General features: G+C 74.4%; 11 protein-coding genes. 6 read left to right on the top strand and 5 right to left on the bottom strand.

Features of this window, described 5'->3' with window-relative positions; genetic code table 11:
* Positions 1 to 44: 44 nt before the first annotated feature.
* Positions 45 to 860: a class I SAM-dependent methyltransferase gene (locus ACWGKI_RS19315; RefSeq protein WP_452189186.1), complete on the bottom strand. Its 816-nt coding sequence runs from the start codon at positions 858 to 860 to the stop codon at positions 45 to 47.
* A 7-nt stretch (positions 861 to 867) separates the two neighbouring features.
* On the bottom strand, positions 868 to 1,212 hold the full coding sequence (locus ACWGKI_RS19310) for an oxidoreductase (protein ID WP_380241009.1): 345 nt from the start codon (positions 1,210 to 1,212) through the stop codon (positions 868 to 870).
* A gap of 252 nt (positions 1,213 to 1,464) precedes the next feature.
* Here ACWGKI_RS19310 and sucB point away from each other — a divergent pair, with 252 nt between their 5' ends.
* Entirely contained in the window at positions 1,465 to 3,264 is a 1,800-nt protein-coding gene (sucB, locus tag ACWGKI_RS19305; RefSeq protein WP_452189184.1) for a 2-oxoglutarate dehydrogenase, E2 component, dihydrolipoamide succinyltransferase, read from the top strand.
* A gap of 95 nt (positions 3,265 to 3,359) precedes the next feature.
* Here the strand turns inward: sucB and ACWGKI_RS19300 are convergent, their stop codons facing one another.
* Together ACWGKI_RS19300 and ACWGKI_RS19295 are read right to left on the bottom strand one after the other, a co-directional pair.
* On the bottom strand, positions 3,360 to 4,760 hold the full coding sequence (locus ACWGKI_RS19300) for a hypothetical protein (RefSeq protein WP_452189182.1): 1,401 nt from the start codon (positions 4,758 to 4,760) through the stop codon (positions 3,360 to 3,362).
* Between the two features lie 71 nt (positions 4,761 to 4,831).
* On the bottom strand, positions 4,832 to 5,923 hold the full coding sequence (locus ACWGKI_RS19295) for a Gfo/Idh/MocA family protein (protein ID WP_452189180.1): 1,092 nt from the start codon (positions 5,921 to 5,923) through the stop codon (positions 4,832 to 4,834).
* A gap of 149 nt (positions 5,924 to 6,072) precedes the next feature.
* Here ACWGKI_RS19295 and ACWGKI_RS19290 point away from each other — a divergent pair, with 149 nt between their 5' ends.
* On the top strand, positions 6,073 to 6,423 hold the full coding sequence (locus tag ACWGKI_RS19290; RefSeq protein ID WP_380241018.1) for a hypothetical protein: 351 nt from the start codon (positions 6,073 to 6,075) through the stop codon (positions 6,421 to 6,423).
* Here the strand turns inward: ACWGKI_RS19290 and ACWGKI_RS19285 are convergent.
* Positions 6,404 to 8,695, bottom strand: coding sequence for an MMPL family transporter (locus tag ACWGKI_RS19285; RefSeq protein ID WP_452189178.1), 2,292 nt, complete (start codon positions 8,693 to 8,695; stop codon positions 6,404 to 6,406). The genes ACWGKI_RS19290 and ACWGKI_RS19285 overlap by 20 nt on opposite strands.
* Before the next feature lie 36 nt (positions 8,696 to 8,731).
* Between ACWGKI_RS19285 and ACWGKI_RS19280 the strand changes: the two genes are divergently transcribed.
* From ACWGKI_RS19280 to ACWGKI_RS19265, 4 genes are all read left to right on the top strand, one after another.
* On the top strand, positions 8,732 to 9,244 hold the full coding sequence (locus ACWGKI_RS19280) for a MarR family winged helix-turn-helix transcriptional regulator (protein ID WP_452189176.1): 513 nt from the start codon (positions 8,732 to 8,734) through the stop codon (positions 9,242 to 9,244).
* Positions 9,245 to 9,263: 19 nt separating this feature from the next.
* On the top strand, positions 9,264 to 9,929 hold the full coding sequence (lipB, locus tag ACWGKI_RS19275) for a lipoyl(octanoyl) transferase LipB (protein WP_452189188.1): 666 nt from the start codon (positions 9,264 to 9,266) through the stop codon (positions 9,927 to 9,929).
* Positions 9,930 to 10,048: 119 nt separating this feature from the next.
* Entirely contained in the window at positions 10,049 to 11,059 is a 1,011-nt protein-coding gene (lipA, locus tag ACWGKI_RS19270; RefSeq protein ID WP_380241024.1) for a lipoyl synthase, read from the top strand.
* Between the two features lie 11 nt (positions 11,060 to 11,070).
* A complete protein-coding gene (locus ACWGKI_RS19265) occupies positions 11,071 to 11,820 on the top strand; it encodes a DUF4191 domain-containing protein (protein WP_452189174.1) in 750 nt (249 codons plus the stop codon).
* Positions 11,821 to 11,863 lie beyond the last annotated feature (43 nt).

Here is an 11,863-nt window from a genome sequence, read left to right as displayed (position 1 = left end):
CCGCAGCACGTGCTGCGGCGGCCGGGCGCGGTCAGACAGCGCGGTCAGACGCCGCGGGCCACGGCCCAGCGGAACGCGCCCGCGAGCCGGTAGCCGCCACCCGCTTCCCGGAACGGCGCCGCGGCAGCGACGACCGCGGGGGCGAGCTCGGCCTGCGTGGCCGGGTCCTCCCCGAGCAGGACGCCGCGCACCAGGCCGTCGGCGTCGGCAGGGCACCATGCGACGTCCGTGACACCGGAGCCGACGACGTCGAGGCCGGCCGCGCGGAGCACCGTCTCGAACCCTCCCGGCGCACGCAGCGGCCCGTCCACCGGCGGGTCCTCCTCGTACGCCGCCGCCACCGCTCGCTCGACGACGTCGAGGTCGTTGCGGGCGCCCTCGGCCCAGCCCGCGAGCCCGACCCGACCGCCGGGTGCCAGCACCCGGACCAGCTCCGCCAGCGCCGCGCCGGCGTCCTCGACGAGCTGCAGGGCGTTCACCGCCAGGATGACGTCGAACACGCCGGCACGGAACGGCAGCCGCTCCGCCGCCCCCACCCGGACCGTCGCGGCCGGGACGCGCTCGCGCGCGTGCCGCACCATCGCCGGGGCGAGGTCGACGCCGGTGGCCTCCGCACCGTCGCGGGCCGCCCGTTCGAGGAGCTCGCCCGTGCCGCACCCCACGTCCAGCACGCGCGTGCCCGGTCCGACGCCGGTGGCGGTCAGGAGCGGGCCCCACACCGGGGCAGCGACCGCGCCCCAGAGCTCGGCCCAGCCGTCCGCGACCGCCGACCACACGTCGTCCGTGCCCTCGTCGGGCGCGTCGCCGTGGTCGTACTGGGCCCACTCGCCCACGCCCTGCTCCCCGCCGCCCGGCGTCACGCCGCGCTCAGTCTTTGCGGCGCTGCGCGGAGGTCCAGTCCCGCATGCGCTGCGGGTAGCCCGTGAACCGCACGTTGTAGACGGGCACGCCCAGCGAGCGCGCGACCTCGAACCCCGTGCGCTCGTCGGGCACGCGGCGGCGCGTCCACTCCCCCGTGGTGGCGACCAGCAGCACCGTCGTGGGGGTCTGAGCGTTGGGCGGCTCCACGTACGCCTCGACCCCGACGCGCGTCCGCACGAAGTCCTGCAGGTACGCGACGGTCTCGCCCCGCGAGCCGGAGGTCGGGGCGGTGCCGGAGGCCGGGGACGACGACCTGCCCAGCAGGCGTCCCCACGAGGTCCGAAGCGACATGGCGCGAGACTACCGCCGCCGTCCGCACCATGTTCTGGAGGCGGTCCGGAGGTGTCCTGAAGGTCATGGAGCGGTCAGGTGTACCCAGCGTCACACCGACCAGTGCCCCCGAACGATTGGGGCGCACCCGGTCGAGGTGACAAGATGGCAGGCAGTGACCAGAACGCGGCAACCAGAGGTTTCGCGGGCCGGCAGGACCGGCACGCCTCGGCAGGTCGCCTGACCCACTGATCGAAGGAGACTCCACAGGTCATGTCAGAGAACGTGCAGCTTCCTGCACTCGGCGAGTCCGTTACCGAGGGCACCGTCACCCGCTGGCTCAAGGCCGTCGGCGACACCGTCGCCGTCGACGAGCCCCTGCTGGAGGTCTCGACCGACAAGGTCGACACGGAGATCCCGTCGCCGGTCGCCGGCGTCCTCGAGCAGATCCTCGTCGAGGAGGACGAGACCGTCGAGGTCGGCGCCACCCTCGCCGTCGTCGGTGACGGTTCCGGCGCGGGCGGCGACGACGCGGCCCCGGCCGCCGAGTCCGCCGCCGAGCCCGAGACCCCCACCGAGCCCGAGCCCGCCGCGGAGCCCGAGGCCGCCGAGCCCGAGACCACCGAGCCCGAGACTACCGAGGAGCCCGAGGCCCCCGCCGAGGCGCCCGCCTCCGGTGGCGGCGAGGGCACCGAGGTGACCCTGCCCGCCCTGGGCGAGTCCGTCACCGAGGGCACCGTGACCCGTTGGCTCAAGGCCGTCGGCGACTCGGTCGAGGTAGACGAGCCGCTGCTCGAGGTCTCGACCGACAAGGTTGACACCGAGATCCCGTCCCCCGTCGCCGGTACCGTCCAGCAGCTCCTGGTCGAGGAGGACGCGACGGTCGAGGTCGGCGCCGTGCTGGCCGTCATCGGCTCCGGCGCCGCGCCGGCTGCTGAGAAGCCCGCCGAGCAGAAGCCCGCCAAGGCTCCCGAGCCCGTGGGCGCGCCCGAGAAGCCGGAGGAGCCCGCTCCGGCTCCGTCGGCACCGGCCCCCGCCGCGGAGAAGCCCGCCGCCGAGAAGCCTGCTGCGGAGAAGCCTGCCGAGCCCGCGCCGGCCCCCGCCGCGCCGTCTGCGCCGGCTCCTGCGGCCGCGTCGGGCAAGGGCTCCTACCTGACGCCGCTCGTGCGCAAGCTCGCGGCCGAGAAGGGCGTGGACGTCTCCGCGATCCAGGGCACCGGCGTCGGTGGCCGCATCCGCAAGGAGGACGTGCTCGCCGCGGCCGAGAAGGCTGCCGCTCCGGCGCCCGCGGCTGCTGCCGCGCCCGCCGCGGCCCCCGCCGCCAAGGCGGCCGTCCCGCCGGTCTCCCCGCTGCGCGGCACCACCGAGAAGATGTCGCGTCTGCGCAAGATCGTCGCCGAGCGCATGGTCGAGTCCCTGCACACGCAGGCCCAGCTCACCACCGTGGTCGAGGTGGACGTCACCAAGGTCGCCAAGCTGCGCGCGAAGGCGAAGGAGTCGTTCAAGGCCCGCGAGGGTGCGAACCTCACCTTCCTGCCCTTCTACACGCTCGCGGCGGTCGAGGCGCTCAAGGCGTTCCCGAAGATCAACGCCTCGATCGACCAGGAGAAGGGCGAGATCACCTACCACCCGTCGGAGAACGTCGGCATCGCCGTCGACACCGAGCGCGGCCTGGTGGTCCCGGTCATCAAGAACGCCGGCGACCTGAACCTCGCGGGCATCGCCCGCCAGATCGGCGACCTGGGTGCGCGCACCCGGGCCAACAAGGTCGGCCCGGACGAGCTGTCCGGCGCGACCTTCACGATCACGAACACCGGCTCGGGCGGCGCGCTCATCGACACGCCGATCGTGCCCGGTGGTCAGGTCGCCATCCTCGGCACCGGCACGATCACCAAGAAGCCGGCCGTCGTGACGAGCCCGGACGGCGAGGAGACCATCGCCATCCGCCAGTTCGCGTACCTGTTCCTCTCGTACGACCACCGCCTGGTCGACGGTGCGGACGCCGCGCGCTTCCTCACCGCGGTCAAGGCCCGCATCGAGGAGGCGTCGTTCGAGGCCGAGGTCGGCCTCTGATCGCGTCTCGTCCCTGACGACGGCGAAGGGCGTCCCGGCTTCGGCTGGGGCGCCCTTCGCCGTCCCCCGGGCAGCGCTCTCGTCGCGGCGAGCGGTCAGGCGACGTCCGCCACGCGCCAGCCGTCCGACGTCCAGGTGAGCCGCAGGGTGGCGGTGCGACGCTCGGTCTCGGGCACCGCGGTGACGGTGCCGTCGGCCGCGACCTGCTCGTGCGCACCGACCACATAACGCACCACGACATCGGCCTGGCCGTCCTGATGGCGCTGCGTGCGCGCGGCCTGCACGCGCGCCTCGGCGCCGCGCACGGCGGTGCCTGATCGGGCGGCGTCGGTGAGAAGCTCGGTGTCGGCCTCGTGCACGGGCGACCCCGGCACGTCCACGTCGTGCAGGGTGGCGGCGCCTGTCACCGCGTCCCCGCCGGGCCCCGGCGACAGCAGCTCGACACGCCTGCGGGTCAGCTCCGCCGCGGCGGCTGCGGGGTCCGCAGGGTCGCCGGTCGGGTCCGCGCGCTCGACGGTCGTGCCCGACGCCGCAGGAGCGACCGTGGCCGGCGCCGGCGCGACGGCAGGCACGGCGCCGCCGGACGGCGACCGGACCTCGAGCACGACGACCGCGAGCAAGGCCACCAGCCCCACGGCGCCGCCGGCAGCGAGGACGTGACCCGCGGGCCTCCCCCGGGTCGCCCGGGTCACCCGCCCGTGCCGGACGCCGCGGCGCGAGCCGCCAGCGTCCGCACGCGGGGGCGGCGGCGCCACCGAGCCACGACCACGACCACGACCACGACGAGCGTCTTGCGGACCGTGCGCACCACGACCGCCCCGGACGACTCGCCGACGGGAAGGCAGGGAACCCTGCACGGCTGCGCGGGTGGCGGGCCGCCGTCCGAGAGCGGCGCCGGCGAGCGCTGCGGCCTCGGGCAGGCGCACCGGCTCGGGCGGCACCGCCCGGTCGGCCTGGGCGGCGAGCGTGCCGGCCTCGGGTCGAACCCGGGGGTCGGGCGCGGACGCCGCCGCGAGCACGGCGCGCAGCCCGACGGCGTCGTCGTCGTCGCGGTCGCCGAGAAGCTCGGCCACGAGCAGCGCGAGGGCGTGCACGTCGGCGGCCTCGTCCTCGTCGGCCCGGGTCATGGTGACGTCGAGCGCGACCGTGGCGCGCGGACGCAGCAGCGCGGTCCCGTCGGGCCCGAGCACCACGTCGCCGACGTCGAGGCCACCCTGCCGCAGCCCGGCGCTGTGCAGCGCGGCGAGCCCGCGAGCCACGGCGACCACCACCCCGGCAGCCTCCCGCGACGTGAGCCTGCCCCGCACGGCGAGGACGGTCGGCAGGTCGGTGGCAGCCCCACCGCGACGCACGGCGAGCGTGCCGTCGTCGCGCACGTCCACGGCGGCGACGGGCTCCACGCACGGGTGGCGCAGCTCAGCGAGCGCGCTCACGCGTGCCAGGAGAGCGTCACGGGCACCGGCGTCGGTCGGGATGGGGAGCGTCTGGGTCGGCACGATGCCATCGAACACCTCCGCGGTGCTCGGGCTGCGCCGTCATCCACAGGCCCGGTCAGCGCCACCTGCCGTCAGAGGGCGACGCGTCGACCTTCGCGGGCGGACACGCGCGCGGCGTCGAGCACCTCCGCGGTGCGCACGGCGTCGGCAGGGTCCACCGGTGCGGGCTCGTCGCCGCGCAGCCAGGGGCCCAGGGCCCGGTAGAAGTCGGCGTGGCCGCCGGGCGCGGCGGGCACGGCCCGGCGGTCGCGGCCACGCGTGAACCAGCCCACGGAGCCCTCGGGCGCGTCGTCGTCGAGCGTCTCGAACGGGGACGCGTCCTGCTCGAACGTGGTCACGAGGTACGCCCCGGACGAACCCAGCACGCGGGTGCGCGGACCGGGGGCACCCACCACGGAACCCGCCCAGAGGCGTGACACGACCCCCTGGGGGCTCGCGGCCCGCCCGCCGCCGGGCTCGTGCTGCAGCACCAGGAAGACGTCGTCCTCGGTGGGGGTGGTGAGCTTGCGGGTCTGCGCCCAGACGGACTGCACGCGGCCGAAGAGCTGCGTCGCCGAGTCCACCAGGTGCGGGCCGAGGTCCAGGAGCAGGCCGCCGCCGACGGGGTCGTTCTCCTTCCAGCGCTGCCTCGGCGTGGGGCGCCAGCGCTCCCAGCGCCGTTCGAACGTGTGCACGTCGCCGAGGTCGCCGCCGTCGAGCAGGGCCGCGAGGGTGAGCTGCTCGGGGTCCCAGCGCCGGTTCTGGAACACGGTGAACGGGGTGCCGGTGGCTCCGGCCTCCTCGACGACGGCGCGCGCCTGGTGCGCGTCGAGACCGATCGGCTTGTCGAGCACGAACGGGATCTCGGCACGGGCGAGGGCCGCGGCGTGCTCGGCGTGCAGGGTGGTGGGGCTGGCGACCACCACGACGTCGTACGACCGGCGCGCGGTGATCAGCGCGTCGAGGTCCGACAGGAGGCGGGCCCCCGGCCAGTCTCCGGCCGCTTGGTTGCGCCGACCGGGGTCGCGCGTCACCACCGCAGTCACCTGCAGGCCTGCCTCCGCGGCCAGGCGGCCGTGGATCTCACGTCCCGCTCCCCCGTACCCGACGATCGCCAGGCGCGGTGGCGGCGGCGCCGTCGTGCCGTCGGTCGCGCCCGCCTGTGCTGCCTCGTCCGTGACCATGGCTCCATGGTGCCGGACCGCGCCGTCGGGCGTCGCCGTGCCACGCGGCGCCGGGCCGGTTGCCTGCAGGCGGGCCCTCCCGTAGACCGGGACGAGGCCGGGTGCTGGCCCGGACCGACGACGCACGACGACGGAAGGAGCGAACGGCGATGGCGACACGACTCAACCAGCCCGGCCTCGAGCAGGCGCGCGCGCTGGTCCGCGACGGCAAGGTGGTCCGCGACGAGCGCGACGACTGGAGCGAGCACGCGCCCACCACGGACGCGGAGAACCGGTTCGTCGAGCGGGAGGGGTGGACCGAGTTCCGCCACTGGCACCTCGGGGTCGACGACGACGAGAACCCGGAGACGAAGCAGGCGGTGTCGTTCCCCTACGGCGACCTGACGAAGGTCCACCGGTGCGCCGTCGTCTCCCTGGAGAGCCGGGCGGGCCAGCACGACCACGACGAGATCCGGGACGCGGCCCGCGCCCTGCTGGAGCTCATCGACTCGACGGGGTGACGGCCGGCGCCCGGCGCCCGAGCCGTGCGGGCCACCACACGCGGTCCCCCACGTCGTGGACGAGCGCCGGCACCAGCAGGCTGCGCACCACCAGGGTGTCGACGAGCACGCCGAACGCCACGATGAAGGCGAGCTGGGCGAGGAACAGCAGCGGGATGACGCCGAGCGCGGCGAACGTCGCGGCCAGCACCACGCCCGCCGACGTGATCACCGAGCCCGTGACCGCCAGCCCGCGCAGCACGCCAGGACGCGTGCCCACCCGCAGGCTCTCCTCACGCACCCGCGTCATGAGGAAGATCGAGTAGTCGACCCCGAGCGCGACGAGGAAGCAGAACGCGTAGAGCGGCACGGCCGGGTCGGCGCCCGGGAAGTCCAGGACGTGGTTGAACACGAGGGCGGCGACGCCGAGCGCGAACCCGAAGGACAGCACGTTCGCCGCCATGAGCAGCACCGCGGCGAGCACGGAGCGCAGCAGCAGGACCAGGATCACGAGGATCACGGCCAGCACGACGGGGACGATCGTGCGCAGGTCGTGCTGTCCGGCCACCTGGGTGTCCAGCCGTTCGGCGGCCGCCCCGCCGACGAGGGCGTCGGGGCTCACGTCGTGCACCGCGGTGCGCAGGTCCGCCACGGTGTCGACGGCCTCCTGGCTGTCGGACGGCGCCTCCGTCGTGACGTCGACGCGCACCTGTCCGTCGACGACCAGCGGGTCACCCTGCGCGGGCATGCCCGGGGCGGTGGCAGGCTGGTCGGTGACGATCGTCGCCGCGGTGACCCCGGCCGTGCCCTCGGCGGCGTCGACGACGGCGTCCGCGTCCTCCTGGGGCGCGATGACGGTGGCAGGCTGGGCAGACACCCCCTCGAAGTGGCTCGTGAGCACCTTCTCGCCGTCGACCGAGTCGACCTGGGTGAGGAACACCTCGGAGTCGCCGGTGCCGTTGGCGTCCAGCGTCGGGACGAACGCGGCTCCCGCGGCGAGCACGACGGCGGTGACGACCCACACCACCCGGTCGTGCCGGCCGACGAAGCCGGCGACGCGCGACCACACCCCGTGGCCGGCGACCTCGACGTGCGTGTCGTCGTCGGGCGCGACGGCGGCCGTCGGGGCGGGGTTCCCGTCCGCCCCGGCCACCTCGGCGGGCTGGGCATGGGGCACCTTGGGCCAGAACACCCACCGCGCCCGCCGGCCACCGACGAGCAGCATGGCGGGCAGGAGCGTCATCGCCGAGAGGAACGCCGCGACGATGCCGATGGCCGCGACCGGTCCCAGGCTGCGGTTCGACGACAGGTCGGACAGCAGCAGGCACAGCAGGCCCACGACGACCGTCCCCGCGCTGGCGGCGATCGGCTCGACCGACGCGCGGACCGCACGCCGCATCGCCGTGTACGGCGACTCACTGGTGCGCAGCTCCTCGCGGTAGCGCGCGACCAGCAGCAGGGCGTAGTCCACGGAGGCACCCACCACGAGGATGGACAGGATCCCCTGCGACTGGCCGTTGAGGGTCAGGACGTCGTTCGCGGCGAGCTGGTAGACGACGAGGCCTGCGAGGCAGAGCGCCAGCACGGCCGTGAGGATCACGACGAAGGGCAGGATCGGCGAGCGGTAGACGAGGGCGAGGATCACCAGGACGGCGCCGAGCGCGACGAGCAGCAGCACGGTGTCGATCGCCCCGAACGCGCTCACGAGGTCCGCGACGAAGCCCGCCGGCCCCGTGACCCACGTCTCCAGGCCGGTGCCGGCCAGCCCGCCGTCGGCAGCGTCGGCGGCGGCGAGCGTCCGCAGCGCACCGATCGCGAGCTCGGAGACGCTCGACTCCTCGGCACCGACGTCCTCGGACGCCTGCGCCGCGTCGAGCGAGACGACCACGAGCGCGGCCTGCTTGTCCTCGGACGGCACGACCACGGGGTCGGCGACGCTGACGTCGCCCACGGTCCGCGGCTCGTCACCGGAGGTGCCCTCCAGCGGGGCGTCGGCGATCGCGTCCGCGAACGCCTGGACGTCGGCGAGCTGCTCGGGGGTCAGGGCGGACCCGTCAGACGTCTCGGTCACCACCAGCGCCGGGAGCGTCTCGGAGTCGGTGAACTCGCGGGCGAGCTCGGCCGCCTGCGTGGACTCGGCGCTCGCGGGCAGGAACGCCGCGTTGTCGTTGGTCTGGACGCTGCTGAGGTTGCCCTGGGCCTGCCCTCCGAACGCGCCGATGGCGAGCCACACCCCGATGGCTGCCAGAATGGCGAGGCCCCGGAGGAGTCCTGATCCACGATTGCTCAGCATGCTGAGTATCCTGCCTGACTGGGAGGTGAGCAGCAAGTGACCCACGACGCGCCCGTACCCGACGCGACGTCGCCCTCTGCCCGATGGCTCGAGGCCGCCGCCGCCGACCCGACGAGCGACGACCCGGCGCAGTGGCCCACCGGCCGCCTCCTGTTCACGGCCGTCCGGCGCATCGAGCACGACTGGAACGCCCACCTCGGCAGGTGGGACCTCAACCATGCCGGGCACCCGGTCCTCCTGCACCTGCTCGCCGGACCGCGCACGCAGCGCGAGCTCGCGCGGCTCAACGGCGTGACCGAGCAGACGATGAGCCGCGTCGTCGCCCGCCTGGAGCGCTCCGGCTACGTCACCCGCAGCGACGACCCGCAGGACCGCCGGCGTCGCGCGGTCGCGATCACGGACGACGGGCGCGCCGCCGTCATCGAGGCCAGCCGGGTGCAGCCGGCCGAGGACCTCACCGCCCGCGGTCTGGACGGCGACCAGGTGGCCGCGCTGCGTGAGATCCTCGTCACGTTGGTGCGCGCGCAGCGCGGGGACCACGAGGACTAGCCTCGGCCGGGTGGACGTGATGACGCTGCCCGGACTGACCGACTACCACGAGGCGTGGGAGCTGCAGCGCCGCGTGCACGCCGATGTCGTCGCCGGCGACCGGCCGGACACCCTGATCGTCGTCGAGCACCCCGACGTCTACACCGCGGGGCGGCGCACCCACCGCGACGAGCGCCCGACCGACGGCACGCCCGTGGTCGACGTGGACCGCGGCGGCAAGGTCACCTGGCACGGACCGGGGCAGCAGGTGGTCTACCCGATCCTGCGGCTCGCGGAGCCGATCGACGTCGTCGCGTACGTGCGCGCGCTCGAGGAGGCGGTCATGGACGTGTGCGCCGGCTTCGGCCAGGAGACGGTCCGGGTCGCCGACCGTACAGGCGTCTGGTTCGCCGCCGCCGGCGACCGTCGCGAGCGCAAGGTGTGCGCCATCGGCGTGCGCACCGCCAAGGGGGTCACGATGCACGGGATCGCCCTGAACTGCTGCCCCGACCTGAGCAGGTTCGACCGCATCGTGCCGTGCGGCATCACGGACGCCGACGTGACCTCCCTGAGCATCGAGACCGGCCGGGTCGTCACGCTCGACGAGGTGCGGTCACCGCTGGTCGACGCCCTCGACCGCCACCTCGGCCCCCTGCGCGCCAGCGCGGAGCGCTCCGGTGTTGCTGACGTCACGTCCACGCGCTGAGCAGGTCCCGACACCGGGCGACCACGCTCCCGTAGTCTGACGAGGTCCGGCGCGGTCAGGGTCCGCACAGGCCAGCCCCCGCCGACGTCCACCTGCTCGACGACGACCGGGAGACACCCGTGACGATCGCACCCGAAGGCCGCCGCATGCTGCGCATCGAGGCCCGGAACGCCGCCACCCCCATCGAGAAGAAGCCCGAGTGGATCAAGACCAAGGCCACGATGGGTCCCGAGTACCGGGAGCTGAAGGGCCTGGTCAAGGGCGAAGGCCTGCACACGGTGTGCGAGGAGGCCGGCTGTCCCAACATCTTCGAGTGCTGGGAGGACCGCGAGGCCACGTTCCTCATCGGCGGCGACCAGTGCACGCGCCGCTGCGACTTCTGCCAGATCGACACGGGCAAGCCGGCGGACTTCGACGCCGACGAGCCGCGCCGCGTCGCCGAGTCGGTCCGGACCATGGGCCTGAGGTACTCGACCGTCACCGGCGTCGCCCGCGACGACCTGGCCGACGGCGGAGCCTGGCTGTACGCGGAGACGGTGCGCCAGATCCACGCGCTCAACCCGGGCACGGGCGTCGAGCTGCTGATCCCGGACTTCAACGCCATCCCGGAGCTGCTCGACGAGGTCAACGGGTCGCGGCCCGAGGTCCTGGCGCACAACGTGGAGACGGTGCCGCGCATCTTCAAGCAGATCCGGCCGGGCTTCCGGTACGACCGCTCGTTGTCGGTCCTGACCCGAGCCCGCGAGGCCGGCCTGGTGACCAAGTCCAACCTCATCCTCGGCATGGGCGAGACCGTCGCCGAGGCCCGCGACGCCCTGCAGGACCTGCACGACGCCGGCTGCGACCTGGTGACGATCACGCAGTACCTGCGCCCTTCCCTGCGCCACCACCCCGTGGACCGCTGGGTGCGGCCGGAGGAGTTCGTCGAGCTGTCCGACGCCGCCGAGGAGATCGGCTTCCTGGGCGTCATGGCGGGTCCGCTGGTGCGGTCGTCGTACCGCGCTGGCCGGCTGTGGGGCCAGGCGATGACGCGTCGCGGCCTGCCCGTCCCGGAGGCGCTCGCGCACCTCGCGGAGCCGACGACGTCGCGCCAGGAGGCCGCGAGCCTGCTGGCCCGTCCGGCGCACTAGACTTGACGACCATGGCCCGCACCAAGTCCGACGCCGGCGCGCCCTCCGACGCCACCGGTCAGCAGAAGAAGCCCAAGAAGCAGCGCTGGTACCACCAGGTGTGGGCCGCGTACCAGATGACGCGCAAGCAGGACCCCACGGTCACGTGGCTGCTCCTGGGCGTGTTCGTCGGGATCCTCGCCGTCGTCAGCGCCGTCGTGCTGCTGCTCGACGTCCCGACCGGTTTCCAGATCCTGTACATCGTGGTGCTCGGCATCCCGTTCGCGGCGCTGGGCGCGATGTTCGTCCTGACCCGCAAGGCGGAGAAGGCCGCGTACACGCAGATCGAGGGCCAGCCGGGCGCCGCCCGCGCCGCGCTCGGCACGGTCCGCGGCGGCTGGACCTTCGAGGACGAGCCGGTCGCGATCAACCCTCGCACCCAGGACTTCGTGTTCCGCGGCGTCGGCCGGCCGGGCATCGTCCTCGTCAGCGAGGGACCGTCGCACCGCGTCCAGCGTCTCCTCGAGGACGAGCGCCGCAAGGTCGCGCGCATCGTCCCGAACGTGCCGATCGCGCTGATCCAGTGCGGCAACGAGGAGGGGCAGGTCCCGCTGCCCAAGGTCGCCCGCAAGGTGCAGAAGCTCAAGCGCTCGCTCACCAAGCCCGAGGCCGACCAGGTCCACAAGCGGCTCAAGGCGCTCGGCGGCGCTCGCCTGCCGATCCCGAAGGGCGTGGACCCGATGCGCGCCCGCCCCGACCGCAAGGGGCTGCGCGGCCGCTGACGGCTGCTCTCTCTCGTACGACCGGCGTCGGGCCGGGTCGCCT

Source organism: Isoptericola sp. NPDC055881, from assembly GCF_053615895.1.
This window is presented reverse-complemented; position numbering and strand designations above follow the sequence as displayed.

Bases quoted from the DNA above. Each gene is read 5' to 3' on its own strand.
- ACWGKI_RS19310 (WP_380241009.1), bottom strand. From the start codon at position 1,212: ATGTCGCTTCGGACCTCGTGGGGACGCCTGCTGGGCAGGTCGTCGTCC.
- sucB (WP_452189184.1), top strand. From the start codon at position 1,465: ATGTCAGAGAACGTGCAGCTTCCTGCACTCGGCGAGTCCGTTACCGAG.
- ACWGKI_RS19295 (WP_452189180.1), bottom strand. From the start codon at position 5,923: ATGGTCACGGACGAGGCAGCACAGGCGGGCGCGACCGACGGCACGACG.
- ACWGKI_RS19290 (WP_380241018.1), top strand. From the start codon at position 6,073: ATGGCGACACGACTCAACCAGCCCGGCCTCGAGCAGGCGCGCGCGCTG.
- ACWGKI_RS19285 (WP_452189178.1), bottom strand. From the start codon at position 8,695: ATGCTGAGCAATCGTGGATCAGGACTCCTCCGGGGCCTCGCCATTCTG.
- lipB (WP_452189188.1), top strand. From the start codon at position 9,264: ATGACGCTGCCCGGACTGACCGACTACCACGAGGCGTGGGAGCTGCAG.
- ACWGKI_RS19265 (WP_452189174.1), top strand. From the start codon at position 11,071: ATGGCCCGCACCAAGTCCGACGCCGGCGCGCCCTCCGACGCCACCGGT.